14 protein-coding genes are annotated in these 15,371 nt (G+C 52.8%); 6 read left to right on the top strand and 8 right to left on the bottom strand.

Annotated elements, in window-relative coordinates:
- Positions 1-419: 419 nt before the first annotated feature.
- Both IQ268_RS11640 and IQ268_RS11635 read right to left on the bottom strand, forming a co-directional pair.
- Complete coding sequence (locus IQ268_RS11640; protein ID WP_193878685.1) at positions 420-1,196, bottom strand: ABC transporter ATP-binding protein; 777 nt, start codon at positions 1,194-1,196, stop codon at positions 420-422.
- Complete coding sequence (locus IQ268_RS11635) at positions 1,186-2,496, bottom strand: branched-chain amino acid ABC transporter permease (protein WP_193878683.1); 1,311 nt, start codon at positions 2,494-2,496, stop codon at positions 1,186-1,188. The genes IQ268_RS11640 and IQ268_RS11635 overlap by 11 nt, the downstream gene beginning before the upstream one ends.
- A 308-nt stretch (positions 2,497-2,804) precedes the next feature.
- Here IQ268_RS11635 and IQ268_RS11630 point away from each other — a divergent pair, with 308 nt between their 5' ends.
- The 3 genes from IQ268_RS11630 to IQ268_RS11620 all read left to right on the top strand — a co-directional run bounded on the left by IQ268_RS11630 (position 2,805) and on the right by IQ268_RS11620 (position 8,288).
- Positions 2,805-4,388, top strand: coding sequence for a glucose-6-phosphate isomerase (locus tag IQ268_RS11630; protein ID WP_193878681.1), 1,584 nt, complete (start codon positions 2,805-2,807; stop codon positions 4,386-4,388).
- A 940-nt stretch (positions 4,389-5,328) separates the two neighbouring features.
- A complete protein-coding gene (locus tag IQ268_RS11625; protein ID WP_193878679.1) occupies positions 5,329-7,179 on the top strand; it encodes a tetratricopeptide repeat protein in 1,851 nt (616 codons plus the stop codon).
- Positions 7,180-7,241: 62 nt separating this feature from the next.
- Positions 7,242-8,288, top strand: coding sequence for an isochorismatase (locus IQ268_RS11620; RefSeq protein WP_193878677.1), 1,047 nt, complete (start codon positions 7,242-7,244; stop codon positions 8,286-8,288).
- A gap of 8 nt (positions 8,289-8,296) precedes the next feature.
- Here IQ268_RS11620 and IQ268_RS11615 read toward each other — a convergent pair whose 3' ends face one another.
- A complete protein-coding gene (locus IQ268_RS11615; RefSeq protein ID WP_193878675.1) occupies positions 8,297-9,703 on the bottom strand; it encodes an FAD-binding oxidoreductase in 1,407 nt (468 codons plus the stop codon).
- Here IQ268_RS11615 and IQ268_RS11610 point away from each other — a divergent pair.
- Positions 9,702-10,232 carry a GNAT family N-acetyltransferase gene (locus IQ268_RS11610; RefSeq protein WP_193878674.1) on the top strand — a complete coding sequence of 177 codons (531 nt, stop codon included), beginning with the start codon at positions 9,702-9,704 and terminating at the stop codon, positions 10,230-10,232. The genes IQ268_RS11615 and IQ268_RS11610 overlap by 2 nt on opposite strands.
- Positions 10,233-10,258: 26 nt before the next feature.
- Here IQ268_RS11610 and IQ268_RS11605 read toward each other — a convergent pair whose 3' ends face one another.
- From IQ268_RS11605 to petJ, 5 genes are read right to left on the bottom strand one after another with little or no spacing between them, the layout of a single operon-like run.
- Complete coding sequence (locus IQ268_RS11605) at positions 10,259-10,900, bottom strand: hypothetical protein (protein ID WP_193878672.1); 642 nt, start codon at positions 10,898-10,900, stop codon at positions 10,259-10,261.
- Positions 10,863-12,110, bottom strand: a complete 1,248-nt coding sequence (locus IQ268_RS11600; RefSeq protein WP_193878670.1) for a sulfite exporter TauE/SafE family protein — start codon at positions 12,108-12,110, stop codon at positions 10,863-10,865. The genes IQ268_RS11605 and IQ268_RS11600 overlap by 38 nt, the downstream gene beginning before the upstream one ends.
- 22 nt (positions 12,111-12,132) lie before the next feature.
- Positions 12,133-12,672 carry a hypothetical protein gene (locus IQ268_RS11595; RefSeq protein WP_193878668.1) on the bottom strand — a complete coding sequence of 180 codons (540 nt, stop codon included), beginning with the start codon at positions 12,670-12,672 and terminating at the stop codon, positions 12,133-12,135.
- Between the two features lie 47 nt (positions 12,673-12,719).
- Positions 12,720-13,649 carry a tetratricopeptide repeat protein gene (locus tag IQ268_RS11590; protein ID WP_193878666.1) on the bottom strand — a complete coding sequence of 310 codons (930 nt, stop codon included), beginning with the start codon at positions 13,647-13,649 and terminating at the stop codon, positions 12,720-12,722.
- Positions 13,618-13,911, bottom strand: coding sequence for a cytochrome c6 PetJ (petJ, locus tag IQ268_RS11585; protein ID WP_193878829.1), 294 nt, complete (start codon positions 13,909-13,911; stop codon positions 13,618-13,620). Before petJ ends, IQ268_RS11590 begins: the two co-directional genes overlap by 32 nt.
- 185 nt (positions 13,912-14,096) lie before the next feature.
- Here petJ and IQ268_RS11580 point away from each other — a divergent pair, with 185 nt between their 5' ends.
- Both IQ268_RS11580 and IQ268_RS11575 read left to right on the top strand, forming a co-directional pair.
- On the top strand, positions 14,097-14,516 hold the full coding sequence (locus IQ268_RS11580) for a BlaI/MecI/CopY family transcriptional regulator (RefSeq protein ID WP_193878664.1): 420 nt from the start codon (positions 14,097-14,099) through the stop codon (positions 14,514-14,516).
- A complete protein-coding gene (locus IQ268_RS11575) occupies positions 14,516-15,355 on the top strand; it encodes a M56 family metallopeptidase (protein ID WP_193878662.1) in 840 nt (279 codons plus the stop codon). The genes IQ268_RS11580 and IQ268_RS11575 overlap by 1 nt, the downstream gene beginning before the upstream one ends.
- Positions 15,356-15,371 lie beyond the last annotated feature (16 nt).

Genomic DNA, 15,371 nt, shown 5'->3' with positions numbered 1-15,371 from the left:
GTAGTTTTGAATAAAGTTCTGGTGAACTCTTTTCGGATAGTGAACCTGCGCTTTATGAACCCTTGATGATTGAGATGACGGCTCCGTTCATGGCCAGTAGACCAACCTCTACCATTAGCTGGCTACGTAATAGTACGGGAACATTTCTCTCGGTTCAAGCCACGATAGCGACAGAAAACCGCTCTGCACTACTCGCAGCGTGAGTGTGATCAAACACGCTCTGTTCAAAGCATGATTGAGCCAGCAACCGACTAGCCTCAGTACGCAGAGAATCGCCAGGTTGCCACTCAAGCGAAGTGCTGAACGGTTAAACCAGACGGCATGAATACTGAGTCCAGGCTTATGAATGCCCTGCATCCTCTATATTAGAGAGTGCCCAGACTTGACCGACTCGAAACAGCCTGGATGAACATGCCAGCCTACTGCCCCAGGTAGGCTTCTAGAACCTGCGCGTTTTGCTGAATTTCGGTTGGTGTTCCAGAGGCAAGGTTGCGTCCTTCTGCCAGCACCCAGACGCGATCGCACAGTGACATGACCACATCCATATTGTGCTCAATGATGAGAAAGGTTAGCCCCTCCTGGTTCCATCTCAGAATATGGTCACAAATTTGGTTGATCAGCGTTGGGTTTACTCCAGCCGCTGGCTCATCTAGCAACACCAGCTTGGGACGTACCATTAACGCTCGCGCTATTTCCAATAGTTTGCGCTGCCCGCCCGACAATGCTCCAGCATAGTCCTGCGCCATGTGCGCTAAGCCCACGGATTCTAAAATGGCGCTGGCTTGCTCCCGCTGTTCTCGTTCCTGCTGGCGCACCGTGCTCGATCGTAACCATACATTCCAAAAGCGCTCCCCGGCTTGATGCTGAGCCGCCAGCAGCATGTTTTCCATCACAGAGAGCTTTGATAGCACTCGCGCTACTTGAAAGGTTCGCACCATTCCCTGCTGTGCAATGTCGTGCGGCTGCAAATGCTGTATGGATACGCCATCAAAAATAATTTGGCCGCTATCGGGTTGAACAAAACGGCAGAGGAGATTAAATAGTGTGGTTTTTCCGGCACCGTTAGGCCCAATTAACCCGGTGATGCTGCCCGGTAAAACCTCAAGTGAGGCGTTATCAACGGCTCGAATACCGCCAAAACTTTTGGACAGTGCATTTGCCGCTAAAAGCGGTTGACGACCATGACTATCGACCAAGGGTCAATTCCTCCTTTTTGCCCAAAATGCCCTGCGGTCGCCATACCATCAGCACCATGAGCAGTAGCCCGATCACCATGATACGGAATGCTCCTAACTGCGAGTCGCTGAGGGGAATAATATCTTGTAGGACAAAACGGGTCAGGTTTTCGTAGGTCAGGAACAGAGCCGCCCCCAGTAATGTACCAACGTTGTTTCCAGCCCCACCCAGCACAACGATCGTCCAGGCGTTGAATGTAATTTGCGGTCGAAAGTTATCGGGATAGACAGTGGTGAGCTGCCATGCATACAGCGCACCTGCTAGACCTGCAATAAAACCACCTAACATTAACGACTGTAGTTTGTACCAGAACACAGGCTTACCCAGCGCTTTGGCGACTTCCTCATCTTCACGAATCGCTTTTAAGACCCGCCCCCAGGGCGATCGCACCAGACGTTGCAGTGCCCAAAACACGATCGCCACCAGCAGCACCGACAAAAACATCAGCCCTGTTTTAGATGGATTGCGAGAGTAGTGGTACAAGGCACTGGCAGCAAAGCGATAAATCCATACGCCAAACACCAGACAGAAGGCACCGGAAGCGACAGCCAGTCCAGCGGTTGCGCCTGGTAACTGTGATAAGACGCGATCGCCTAACCAAAGATAAACCCAGCCAATACCAATCACCGTTATCAACAGCCCCAGACCCAACGCCCAATCGGGCAGATCGCTGATTTTGAGCTGGCTTGCGCCAACACCAACGCCATACAGCAGCAGCCCTAATGAACCCAGGTAGCCCAACATCGCCAGGGAACTGGTTGTAATTGCCTGTCGGGGAACCCCTTTCAACCGCTGCTGTAGCCACACCCACACCTGCCAAAAGCCAAGTCCAACAACCAGCGTTAGCACCATGACCATTCCCACCCGGACGGGCAATCTGGGGTTAAGGGTAGCCAACGGCAGAGGAAATCGCTGGATGCCGAAGGTTCCACGGGTGAGCCACTCCTCGTTGACCGCCACGAGCCGCAGCATCTCGGACACCCCAATGGTGACGATCGCCAGGTAATCTTCTCGTAACCGCAGTGTGGATAGACCAATCAGTAACCCTAACGCAGCCGCCAACCCAGCACCGAGCACGGTAGCCAGAATTAGCGGCACACCGGATAAGCTCAGCAGAGTGGTGGTATAGGCACCTACAGCCATAAACGCAACATGGCCAAAATTGATTAGCCCGGTATAGCCCCACTGCAAATTTAGCCCCAAGCCAAACAGCGCAAAAGTGGCTGTAAAGATAATCAGCGAAACAATGTAGCCTTCCATACTGAATGATGACAGGAATGGAGAATGAAACCCAAGTGGCGGCGATCGCCAACGATGTTGGAATGGTAAACCCTGACCTACACATTGGAGCGAAACCAAACATGATGCCAGAATAGAACCGTTCAAAAGTTAAAATCGAACGGTCTCCGTCTAGAGACTAAGCTAGTTAACACGGTCTACATTAGTTATCAACATACAACTCAAGTAGATGCCTGTAGCAAAAATGAGCAAATCCTAATGCTCCTTTCAGGTTCAGGCGCTAGTCTGCTCAGTACACATGATTGGTCGAAAGCGATAGGTTGAATTTTATGGACGCCGCTGCACTCTGGCAACGTTATCAAGACTGGCTGTATTTCCATGAAGGTTTAGGGGTTTACCTCGACGTCAGCCGGATGCGGTTTGATGATGATTTCGTAGCGAAGCTCCAGCCTAAGTTTGAGAAGGCATTTCAGGATATGGAGGCGTTGGAAGCAGGAGCGATCGCCAACCCTGATGAAGATCGAATGGTGGGTCACTACTGGCTGCGGAATCCGGAATTAGCTCCAACACCCGAACTGAAGCAAGACATTGTTGAAACTTTGGAACAAATTCACACCTTTGTTCGAGATGTCCATAGTGGCAAGATTCATCCTCCGAATGCTACCCGGTTTACAGACATTCTTTCAATTGGCATTGGGGGTTCGGCGTTAGGCCCTCAATTTGTGGCGGAAGCTCTGGCTGGAGTGAATCCACCTATGGCGATTCACTTTATTGACAACACCGATCCAGCGGGAATCGATCGCACCCTGACGGAACTGGGCGATCGCCTTGCTACCACGTTAGTGATCAACATTTCCAAGTCTGGAGGCACTCCAGAAGCCCGCAACGGCATGTTGGAGGTCAAAAACGCGTATGAACGACAAGGGCTGCACTTTTTTAGCTATGCCGTAGCCACCACTGGCAAAGGCAGCAACTTAGATAAACTGGCAAATTCGGAGGGATGGTTAGCCACCTTTCCCATGCACGATTGGGTCGGTGGCCGCACCTCAGAAATGTCGGCAGTTGGTTTACTTCCAGCGGCACTGCAAGGGATTGATATTGATGCCATGCTTGCTGGAGCCAGGGAAATGGATGAGGCCACTCGCGTCCCCGATTTGAAGCGCAACCCTGCCGCGCTGCTGGCATTGAGCTGGTACCATGCGGGCAACGGCAAGGGCGAAAAGGATATGGTCGTACTGCCTTATAAAGACAGTTTGTTGCTGTTTAGCCGCTACTTACAGCAGCTTGTGATGGAGTCTTTGGGCAAAGAAAAAGACCTGGCAGGTAACACGGTCTATCAAGGAATTGCCGTTTATGGCAACAAGGGATCGACCGACCAACATGCCTACGTTCAACAACTGCGTGAAGGAGTGCCCAACTTTTTCATGACGTTTATTGAAGTGCTGCGCGATCGCCAAAAAAACTCAATCGAGGTTGAACCGGGTGTCACCTCTGGCGATTACCTGTCTGGCTTACTGCAAGGCACGCGGCAGGCACTGTACGAAAACCATCGCGACTCCATTACGGTCACCATTCCTGACGTGAATTCGCGCACGGTTGGCGCGTTGATTGCTTTATATGAGCGAGCGGTTGGTCTCTACGCCTCGTTGGTAAACATTAATGCCTATCACCAGCCTGGAGTAGAAGCAGGTAAGAAAGCGGCAGCCGCCGTTCTGGATTTGCAACGGCGAGTGGTTCAGGTGGTGCAAGACGCTGGAGAGCCGCTCTCATTGGCAGCACTAGCAGAAAAGGTTGGGGGCGACCAGGCTGAGGTCATCTACAAAATTGTGCGGCATCTTTCGTTTAACCAGCGGGGGATCAAGGTAAGCGGCAACTTTAGCAATCCCGACAGCTTAACCGTAGCGGCCTCGTAAAGCGCGATCGGATCTGTATCGGTACCTGATAAAACGGTAGGATGAGCAATGCCATCTTGAGCCGAAGGTTGACCCAAACGCTTTGGATGGACGTTGTTCGCCCTGCAGATTTATGTAGCTTCGTCGGCTGAAAGCAGGAAAAGGGTGATTAGCTCAGGATGAGCAAAGACACCAGAATTGGATCTGATGTGGTGTGGGTCGTTCATTGTCGCGCGTTTAAATTTGAACAGGAACAATACTGAATAGGCTGACTCAGCAGTTGCTGCTTCAAACTCGTTATCCGTGGTTACTCCTGGCGGTGTACAAACCCATGCTGACGCACCATTACGTCTATGAGACGGCATCTTATCTATTCCAATGGCTCTACCCCAGCGACAGATTGGCTGCGAAAGAAGATGTTTCTTTTGCTACAGTAGAGTTACCGAGAAAACCTACTATGGTTTGTGCCCCATGTACAAACTCAGCTCTCGTACAGCTCTATGAAATGGCTGCAAATCCCAGACAATTCACTATTGTGTATCCTGTTTAAGCCTGTTCCAGCATTGTGAATTTTTAGTTAGAATTGATACGCTTTGAAATGCAGCCACTTTTGCAACTGCGAACGGTGTCTGGCTTCCCTATCCCTTGCCATTCACGTGGTCTTAGCCTCAAAGCCTTGAGTTCCGTCTGTTTTTGTTCACGGTTAAGTGCTGCCTCAACGATTCAGTATTTTCCGGAAATAGGGATCAAACCAGACGTAGAGGAGTGAAGCGATCGCCTATTCTGAAGATGAGAGTGCGATGAATCGCAGTTTCAAACCTTAATGCTGAGCGTTCAATCATCAGACTCATCGTTAAAGTGTTTATTATGAAGGACTGCCAGCATTTTCAGCGTTATGGCTTGCACCCAGGATGCATTACTGGCTTCAGTGTGACTAGCGTTGGAGAAGGTTAGCCAAACCATGAGCCAATCCTCCCCCCAACCGAACTTCGACATTCCGCTTGGCGGACGTTACGAAATCATCAGTCAGCTGGGCGCTGGCGGATTTGGTCAAACGTTTCTGGTGCAGGACCTACACTTACCAGGTCATCCTCGGTGCGTGGTCAAAAAACTATTGCCGCAAAAGAACGACACCGAAAACCTGGAAATGGCAAGACGCCTGTTTGATACAGAAGCCAAAGTCTTGTATAAGCTGGGCAGCCACGACCAAATTCCTCGATTATTAGCTCACTTTGAACAACATCAAGAGTTTTATCTGGCACAGGAGTTTGTGGAAGGTGCCCCGCTCAGCAAAGAGCTATTGGAAGGGCAACCCTGGCAACAGGAGCAGGTGCTGACGCTGCTGCAAGATATTCTGCAAATCCTGGCATTTGTGCATCAGCAGCAGGTAATCCACCGAGACATTAAGCCCGCTAACCTTATCCGCCGCCGCAAAGACGATCGCATTGTTTTAATCGACTTTGGAGCGGTTAAGCAGGTAAGTACACAGTGCGTTAACTCGGATACTGAGTTAACGGATATGACTATTTCTATTGGTACGCAGGGTTTTATTCCGAATGAGCAACTGGCCGGAAAGCCTCGCTACAGCAGTGATGTGTATGCGGTTGGCATCATTGGTATTTGGGCGTTGACTGGTATCCATCCCAAACATTTGAAGGACGATCCGCGCACGGGAGAAATTAACTGGCGCGATCGCGCTACCTTTGCCAGTCGTGAACTGATTGATGTGTTAGAGCAAATGGTGCGCTACGACTTTCGCGATCGCTACCCCACGGCCATTGAAGCGCTGGGCGCGCTTCGCAGCCTGCCTAGCGACATGATCAAGTCATTGCCGCCCCCTTCTCCCATGCCTCAGCCAGTCTTAGAGGTGATTCATGCAGAGCGCCCCTATCTGCCTAGCACTCCAGACCTGATTGAGGTTGAACCAGAGCTAGAACCGACAAGCCTGTGGCTTCATAATGATTCAACCACTCACACGCTAACCATTGCCCACGCAACCGACAGCATTGCCCCAACCCAACCGATGATGAATGGCAACGGCAGTGCGGTACAAACCGTTGCCGCTAAAGTACCTCAAAAACGGCGTTTTCCGATTTGGCGAGGGTTGGCTGTACTGGCGATGGGAACCGGGGCGGCGGCGGCGGCTATTTTTGCCCTGGAACCTGCGGGGCTGAGACGAGCTAAAGAGCAACCGCTGAATCCAGTACAAACTATGGCTAGCAGCTTAATTGGGCTATTTCCAGAGCAAGAAGCCATAGAACTGATGCGAAACGGCAATCAATTGCGAGAGGCTGGACAGTATCAAGACGCGTTGACCGCCTACGATAAAGCCCTGGAGTTGCGATCGGATTTAGCAGAAGCCTACTGGGGACGGTGCAGCATCTTAAATGCGTTAGAGCAGCCCAACGAAGCGTTGGTGGCGTGCAATGATGCGCTGGCGATCGATCCCCAGTATGCAGAGGCTATTGTTGGTAAAGGCAAGGCATTGGAGCAACAGCGGCGCTACATCGAAGCATTGAGGCTGTACGAGTACGCTACAGCGGTTAATCCGCAGTTAGCCGATGCCTGGATTGCTCAAGGAATGGCGCTGCAAACTCTGGAACGATCGGCAGAAGCGTTGACCGCATTAGAGCGGGGCATTGGGCTGAACCGTGAATCGGCAGAAGCCTGGAGTGCCCGTGCCTCTGCCCTGTGGAATCTCAGACGCTACAATGAAGCGATCGCCTCCCTCGACAAAGCGCTACAACTTGATCCGAACGAACCGAACGCCCGCGCACTGCGGCAGAAGGCACGGGAAGACCTAGGCCGTTAGCAGACGTTCTAAGCCCGATCCGCCTCTCTAAACGTTGAGCATCCAGCAGCCTGGAAACCATTATGAGTACCATTACACAGTTACCCATTCCGTCTCATTTTGCTCCCAACCGGGTGGGAGAGGTTTGGCGCGTTCCTTACCAGCAACGAGCCGTTGAAGCGGAAGAATGGGCTGTACAGCACCAGCTTCGTCCAGCGGCAACTGACGCTACTCGGATCTGTTTGCTGGCGATCGATGTACAAAACACCTTCTGCATTCCCGACTTTGAACTGTTTGTGGGTGGGCGATCGGGCATGGGCGCAGTAGAGGACAACATTCGCCTCTGCGAATTCATTTATCGCAACCTGGGAGCCATCACCGAAATTACTCCCACAATGGACACGCACACCGCTACCCAAATCTTCCATTCGGTCTTTTGGGTGAACGATGCCGGAGAGCATCCTCCAGCGATGACCATGATTTCCCTGGAAGACGTGGAGCAGGGCAAATGGCAGGTGAATCCAGCGATCGCCACCAAGATTGCGGGGGGCGACTATGAACGGCTGCAACGCTATGCCCACCACTATGTGCGCCAGCTCAACTGCAACAGCAAGTTTTTACTCACTATCTGGCCCTATCACTCCATGCTGGGCGGCATTGGGCACGCGCTGGTGTCTGCAGTTGAGGAGGCGTGCTTTTTTCACAATCTGGCGCGTCAAAGCCAAACCCGATTTGAAATTAAGGGCGATAACCCTCTGACTGAAAACTATTCGGTCTTGCAGCCGGAAGTGTTGTTGGATGAAAAGAACCAGGCGATCGCCAACAAAAATGCTTCCCTGCTGCAAAAGTTGCTAGAGTTTGATGCCATCGTGATTGCCGGACAAGCCAAGAGCCACTGTGTCGCCTGGACGATTGAAGATTTGTTGAACGAAATTCAAGTCACCGATCCGAGTTTGGCGCAACGGGTCTACTTGCTAGAAGACTGTACCTCTGCTGTAGTTGTCCCAGATGTGGTGGATTTCACCGATCAGGCTGATGATGCCTTTGCGCGATTTCAGGCCGCTGGAATGCACATCGTCCAGTCTACTGACCCAATTGAAAGCTGGAAAGGGCTTGAACTGAAAGGATGACAGCCCATTTAAACCATTCTGTCTTTTACCTCGCCAACTGCATATCCCAGGCGTAAATAGCCTTTTCTCAAACCAGGAAGCAGAAAGCGCGGCAGCGGTTGGCGAGCCACCGCCGACCAGTCGGCTACTTGCTCTTTGCCAGTAACCAGATGAGCGATCGCCCGTCCGCTCCAGGTGCCTGTAGCAACGCCGCTGCCATGATAGGCCAGTCCGTAATAGACGGTTGGATCGGCAGCCAGTTGCCCCACATGAAAGGTACGATCTGCCGAAACACAGGCTAGCCCGTTCCAGCAGTGAGTGATTTCGACCGCTTGCCACGCCGGAAACATTTCGCCCAAGCGTCGAACCATCCAGCGGCGATAGCGATCGCCTTCTTGTTCGCTGCCCCACGTACCGCCCCGACTGCCAAACAACAGACGATTATCTTGGAGCAAGCGGTAATAAAACAGCAGATGGCGCGTGTCGTAAATCGGGGTTTCGGTTTGCCAACCTTGAGCCTCTAGTTCGGTTGGAGTGAGCGGTCGTGTCGTGACGATGTTGGAAATCACAGGCAGGAGGCGATCGCCCACATCAGACGGCACACCATCAGCGGTATAGCCATTGGTGGCAATTACCACCCTCTTTGCTCTCAAGGTTCCGCCTGAAGTGTGGAGCAGATGCCAGTCCCCGTCCTTCTCCCAGGCAGCGACCGGACTACGGGCGCAGAGAGTTGCACCCCGCTGCACGGCGGCTCTGGCAAGTCCCTGGCAGTAGCGCAGCGGATTTAAGCCAAACCCGACTCCAATATGTAACGCACCATAAACCTCTGGACTGCGAAAGCCGTGGTCAGCCAGGGCCGCTTGCGACCATAGCTGGCAAGGGTAGTGGGCGATCGCTGTGAGAAACTCCTGTTCGCCTTCTAATTCCGCCAGGCGAGACGAACGATGCGCCACAACAAGCGTGCCATCTCCCTGGGCATCTATTTCAATGGCTTCATCGGTTGCCAGTTGCCGCACCCAATCAACGGCCTGCCGCTGCTCCTGGTAATAACGAGCCGTTTCTGCCCTGCCGAAGCGTTTGATCAACTGCTGATTGGATAGATTGGCTGCACCGACACAACAAAATCCACCGTTACGCCCGGAGGCTCCCCATCCAGGGCGACCTGCCTCTAAAATGTAAGCGTTTGTGCCAAAATCGCGAGCTAAATGGAGAGCGGCTGTCAGCCCTGTGATCCCAGCGCCAATAATAGCAACCTCGCAGGTTTGAGACTGGCTGAACGGCGGGTAATCTAACTCATCCGATTGCCTGGTAGCCAAAGACTCCCAATAACTGCGAACAGGAAGAGAACGGTCATACAGTATGGGGTGATAAAGCCGACTCATGAGGAAGCTCTCTGAATCAATCCCTGAATCAATCCCTGATTTTAAACGACCCATGCCGCTAACAGAGGTAAAAATACAGAGCGATCGCCTCTTACTTCAACCCATTTCGCTGCAATATAAAGAAGCCATTTTTACCGAATTTACCGCTGCTATCACAACCTACATGCATTCCAGCCCACCTGCCCACCCGGCAGAAGCCGAATTTTGGATTAACGGAGCGCTGCGACAGCTCAAGAACGGCTCTGATTTATCACTAGCCGTTTTGCAGAACAGCACCCAAACTTTTTTGGGATGCGCGGGACTGCATAACATCCATCACCCAGCGCCAGAGTTAGGGATCTGGATCAAACAATCTGCCCACGGTCACCATTATGGACGAGAGGCGATCGCCGCTCTCAAACAGTGGGCAGATGAGCATTTGAACTATGAGTATCTTCTCTATCCAGTCGATCAAAACAACATTCCCAGCCGCAAAATTCCAGAATCACTCGGCGGTAAAGTGGCGCGTCATTACACCAAGACGAACATGAGCGGGAGACAACTGGCGATCGTCGAGTACAGAATTTTTAGCTCAACCATGTAATTGACGTGCTGCTGCTGATTGTGGAATCAGGGCTGTCGTTTACCTTTCACCTGCCAGGCCAGGATGCCAAGACCAGCCACGCCAATGACAGCAAGCCCCACGACCCAGGGTTGCCATGTCATCAGCGGATGCACTGTGGATGGTATGGCAACGGGTGAATTTGCGTCGGGTGCTGAAGCTGGAGCGATCGCCCCAGCCTCAGGAGAACGGCTCGTTCCAACGGCAACCGTTACATCAAACTGAAGCTCAAACGGCTGGAAATCTCCCTCAGCTCGCGGCTGACCACGCAGCACCACTTCATAAGCGCCAACCTCAGGGAACGTAATTTCTGCACTGGGAATGTTTTGATAGCCTTCGGTTGAGATGGGTTCCAGCGCCGACTCTAAAATGGGTGCATCTTGTTCGGTGTAGGGCTGCTTGTAAACCGCTAATGAACAGTCACATGCTTCTAGCGGCAGAACTTCGCCGCCTTGGCGGGTCAGCGCAAACCAGGTCAGGCTAGGCTCTCCTGCTCTGGGGGTGTCGTTCGGCTCAATGTGTTGAGTGCCACCAATATCGCCAGAGGTTTGCACCTTGTGAGCGGCGGCAGGAGCGAGCAACACCAGCCACGGCAGCACCCAACCCCATCGTCTATACAGGCTTCGGGAGCTTTGACTTTGGCGGGACATAGTATTTCTCCAACTTTAGACATGACCAAACCCAGCGCGATCGCACCAGTAAAACGCCCAGCACCACCGCAATCAACAGCCCTGTAAAGGTTCGATTAACTCCGGTCGATTGCAGCCGTCCAAGATAATGAGAGCCAATTAAAACGGCATGACCCGCCACCAAAACTAATGCTGGAATACTCAGCAGATGCAACAGTCGCCACCACCGCCCCAACCAAACTTGAGCCTGGTTGAAGCTGGTAAGCGTCAGCGGCAGCATTAAAAGCAGGGCTACCGCTCCGATCGCGATCGCCCACTGGTGCCGTGGCAACATAAACCGCACCGCCTGCCATTGCCAGCCCCAGCTATGCTCTATCATGTGGACGGTATGCGCGACCGCTAAAACAAACGCACCCATACCGATGGCTCGTCGATAGCGGAGCGGAGCCGACCAAAGACCGCTAATGGGACGGGCAACCAGCGCCAGCATCAGGCACAGGAGGGCAGCGTGTCCGGTAAAGTCAACCATCGTGTCGCCCGTTCGCAGCAGGGTTAGTATCCCAATCAGCAGCGTAATCCAGCCGCCCAGGCGAAACAGTTGGCTACGGCGATCGCGGCTCACCCAGGCCGTCGAGATCCCAACCCCCAGCATGGTGGGCAACGTACCCACCCCAAAGGCCAACATTGTGGCCGAGCCAATCCACAAGTTGCCTGTTTCTGCCGCTTTAATTTGCGCTGCATAGAGAAATCCGCAGGGAATCAGCCCCCACACCATACCGAGCAGGGCCGGTGTCCACCAATGCTGATGAAACGAAAGATTGAGCATGGCGCGATTGAGGCGATCGTGCAGCTTGGCTTGTGCCATTGGGTTCAGGAAAGGCAGCATGGGCAAAAGCTGCGGGTTGATCTGCCTTAACCCAAACCAAATCAATAAGCCGCCCGTCATGAGCGCCATACTGCGCCGTAACCCGCTGCCAATTCCGGCCATCTGGCCGCTAGCCAGCAGAACGGAACCGATCGCCCCGATGCCAGCACCCACCAGGGCATAGCTGAGGATTCGTCCCACATTGAGCAACAGTTGAAAGCGCAACTGCTGCCAGCGAGACGGGTTGGTGTCTGGCGATCGCTGAGCCGAGAGCGAGAAGGCTGCGGTCAGTGGGCCACACATGCCAACACAGTGCCCAAAGCTGCCCAAAAATCCCAGGCTTAGCATCAGCAAAAAATCCAGCATGGCGACTTCAAACTACAACCCATCACTTCAGCGTATCGTTTACCGCCACTTCTAGAATTTCGCTATCTTCAATTGGCACTCCGTTATGAGCCAATGCTTCATGTCCATTGGTATTGAGGCTAACCGTAACGTTGTGTCTACCCGGTGCCAAACCGTCTAGATAATACCAGGTGCCATAGAGCCGAGTGATTTTCTCGCCGTTGATATAAAGATGGGCATGTCCGGCAGTGGGACGGCTGGCTTGCCCCAATTCCTCTGGCGCAAATTCAAAATTAGCGACTTGAACTTCCAAATTCCAACCGCGCATCGGATCGGGATGAACCGTCAAATCGACGGTGGGTAAGGGTTGACCAGCAGGAATTTCGATCGCGCTGTGGTGGTGTTCGGCATCAGTTGTCGAGCCAGGGTGGTGGTGTTCAGCACCATGCTCAGGAGAACCAGGGGTTTCATGCGCCAGCAGCAGATTCAGTTGCCCCGTTCGGCTCCAACCCACCCCTTTATGCACGCCCAGGGCTGTGAGAGTAGCAAAGACTGCCGCCATGACTAACAGTTTCCGATTCATACGTTAGGTTTAAGATTCAATGACTTTCTCAATCGCGTTACGACGGGTTATCCGATCGCGGAATAGGCCGTTTCAATTTGCTGAATCAAGCTCAGCATTTGGTGATAGGCAGCCATCGCTCCCTGTTCACAAAAACAATCGGCGGCCTGCTGCAAATCGGCGATCGCCGCCCGTTGGTTTCCAAGCTGCTGCTGAATCATGCCGCGACTGAAATGAGCCTGAGCATGGTTTGGATTCAGTTGTAGAACCTGGGTAAAGTCTTGCAATGCCGCCGCCAGATCCCCCGCCTGATGGCAGGCACAGGCACGGTTGTAATAGGCTCTGCCATTGGTCTGGTCAAAGGCAATGGCTCGGTCAAAGTCTAAAATCGCGTTGCGGTTAGCCCCTAGCGTTAAATACGCTACGCCGCGATCGCTGTAAATGTCAGCCAGTTGGGCATCAGGCAACAGAGGGCTGTGGTGCATCGACAGAGTGTAATCGGCGATCGCTTGCTCTACGTTGCCCTGGGCAAACTGTGCTAAACCGCGATTGTAGTAGGCTCGATAGTCGTACGGCTGGTGCTGAAGCATCTGATTGTAATCGGCGATCGCGGCAGGATAGTTGCTTGAGCGGTAGTGCGCTAAACCGCGATCGAGATAGGCTTCTGGCTGGTGCGGATCAAGCTGCAACGACTGGGTGCAATCTAAAACAGCAGATGAATACTGATTCAACTGCAAATGAGCCAAACACCGATTGTGATACGCAGCAGCGAGTTCAGAACCGTGCTGAATAGTCTGGGTAAAGCGGTCTACTGCGGCATCATAGTCTCCACGTTGATAGGCCTCCACGCCAGAGTGAAACAACTGCCGACCATCCACCAGAGCCGTGGCGTATCCTTCAGCCCGAACAGGAGCTACCATTAGCCCTAGCAGCACCACGGCTATGATCCAGAGTCCAACAACCCAACTACCAGCCTTTTGCCGACTGATCAAAAACATAAGCTGCGACATCCTCTATTTGCTGTGCGCTCAAGCGTCCCTTGAAGGCAGGCATCGCGTTTTTGCCCTGCGTTACCTGGGTTTTAATCGCGTCTTCAGACGCCATCCCGTACTGTTCCAATGCTTCTTGTTTAAGGGTCTTAGCGCGATTGACCACATTACCGCCGCCCATGTGGCAGGAAGCACAGTTGTTGGTAAACACCCTGGCACCGTTTCCTAAATCGGCAGCGATCGCCACAGGAGGAAGCATCAACATAATCATGGCAATCGTCAGAACGATGCCAAAAAGAATCTTATTCAACGCAGCGTCTCCTCAAGACATAGCCCTATTCATCCTGCGGAACCGGATGAACCCTGTCAAAAGACGCTGCGTCAAACATTTCAGATTACGACAGACTTTGCAATTGGCAGTAAGCTGAGGAGAAATCCTATTCGTATCACCTGGTCATGTCCCCCTTACCAGACCACCGCCCTAAACATTTGTCGCTTGGACCGCTAGAGGCAGAAATCCTCAGTATCATTTGGGAATTGAAGTCTGCAACAGCCAAAGATATTCACGATCGAATTCTGGCTGACCCTAACCGCGAACTGGCCTATCCATCTGTGATGACGGTGTTAAGACGGCTCACCGACAAAGGGTGGCTCACCTGCGATCGCCAGGATAGAGCCTTTGTTTGGCATCCTCTTGTTTCTCGGGCTGAAGCCAAAATCTTGAAGGCTCATAACCAGCTTCAGCAGTTTTTAGCAGTTGGCAATCCTGATGTTGTTGCTGCGTTTGCAGACAGTTTAGATGGCGCTAGCGTTGACCAGCTAGAGGCGATCGCCCAGCGCCTGAAGGCAGCCCGTAAAGCAAGGGAGGAGCAGTGATGCATTTCAGCTTAATCGTGTTTTCCTTAGGTTTGGCCTGGAGTTTGCGATTCTGGCAGCGCTCCCCCGGAAACTGGGGCGATCGCTGGCAACGCACCCTGGGGCTGTTTCTGCTGCCGCCGCTGTTGGTGTTGATGACTGCCATAGCCGTTCTTTGTATGGGAACGCAAGGCACCATGCTAGGACTCCCAGTGGGTTGGATTGGGTATTCCATCGCCCTTGGGTTTCTGGGAGTTGCAGCAGGATTGGGGTTATATCTCGCATGGCAGGGTTGGCGATCGCTTCAGCGTATTCAAACCTATCCACTCGCGCATTTGAACAACCAACGCGGGCGCACGTTAAACACCACCGCTCTTTTCGCAGGGCAAGTTGGCTTTTGGCAGCCCCAGTTAGTGGTGAGCCGTGGATTATTACAAACGCTATCACCGGATCAGCTTCACGCTGTTCTCACCCACGAACAGGCACATGTCTATTACCGGGATACCTTCTGGTTTTTCTGGCTGGGCTGGCTGCGTCAATTCACAGCCTGGTTGCCCCATACAGAAGTCCTCTGGCAAGAATTACTGCTGCTGCGAGAACTGCGCGCAGACCGTTGGGCGGCACAGCGGGTCGATTCGCTGTTGCTAGCCGAGTCCCTGCTGCTCGTAGTGCGATCGCCCTTGCTTGATGAGCCAATCTACAGCGCTGCCTTTGGCAGTATGGCAGCCACCAGTCGTCTGGAGGAACGGATTGATGCCTTACTCACAGCATCTCCAGCCTCCTCAACCACCACTCCAGCACTGTGGCTGTGGCTATTCGTTTCACTGCTGCCACTACTCACCATTTGCCTACATGCTTAGGCCAAAAGAGCGCTAA

Origin of the sequence: Oculatella sp. LEGE 06141 (assembly GCF_015207605.1) — a bacterium.
Taxonomy (GTDB): Bacteria; Cyanobacteriota; Cyanobacteriia; order Elainellales; family Elainellaceae; genus Oculatella.
This window is presented reverse-complemented; position numbering and strand designations above follow the sequence as displayed.

What these genes read in the sequence shown, in the direction of transcription:
- IQ268_RS11635 (WP_193878683.1), bottom strand. Translation starts at nt 2,496, where the DNA reads ATGGAAGGCTACATTGTTTCGCTGATTATCTTTACAGCCACTTTTGCG.
- IQ268_RS11630 (WP_193878681.1), top strand. Translation starts at nt 2,805, where the DNA reads ATGGACGCCGCTGCACTCTGGCAACGTTATCAAGACTGGCTGTATTTC.
- IQ268_RS11625 (WP_193878679.1), top strand. Translation starts at nt 5,329, where the DNA reads ATGAGCCAATCCTCCCCCCAACCGAACTTCGACATTCCGCTTGGCGGA.
- IQ268_RS11620 (WP_193878677.1), top strand. Translation starts at nt 7,242, where the DNA reads ATGAGTACCATTACACAGTTACCCATTCCGTCTCATTTTGCTCCCAAC.
- IQ268_RS11610 (WP_193878674.1), top strand. Translation starts at nt 9,702, where the DNA reads ATGCCGCTAACAGAGGTAAAAATACAGAGCGATCGCCTCTTACTTCAA.
- IQ268_RS11615 (WP_193878675.1), bottom strand. Translation starts at nt 9,703, where the DNA reads ATGGGTCGTTTAAAATCAGGGATTGATTCAGGGATTGATTCAGAGAGC.
- IQ268_RS11605 (WP_193878672.1), bottom strand. Translation starts at nt 10,900, where the DNA reads ATGTCCCGCCAAAGTCAAAGCTCCCGAAGCCTGTATAGACGATGGGGT.
- IQ268_RS11600 (WP_193878670.1), bottom strand. Translation starts at nt 12,110, where the DNA reads ATGCTGGATTTTTTGCTGATGCTAAGCCTGGGATTTTTGGGCAGCTTT.
- IQ268_RS11595 (WP_193878668.1), bottom strand. Translation starts at nt 12,672, where the DNA reads ATGAATCGGAAACTGTTAGTCATGGCGGCAGTCTTTGCTACTCTCACA.
- IQ268_RS11590 (WP_193878666.1), bottom strand. Translation starts at nt 13,649, where the DNA reads ATGTTTTTGATCAGTCGGCAAAAGGCTGGTAGTTGGGTTGTTGGACTC.
- petJ (WP_193878829.1), bottom strand. Translation starts at nt 13,911, where the DNA reads ATGATTATGTTGATGCTTCCTCCTGTGGCGATCGCTGCCGATTTAGGA.
- IQ268_RS11580 (WP_193878664.1), top strand. Translation starts at nt 14,097, where the DNA reads ATGTCCCCCTTACCAGACCACCGCCCTAAACATTTGTCGCTTGGACCG.
- IQ268_RS11575 (WP_193878662.1), top strand. Translation starts at nt 14,516, where the DNA reads ATGCATTTCAGCTTAATCGTGTTTTCCTTAGGTTTGGCCTGGAGTTTG.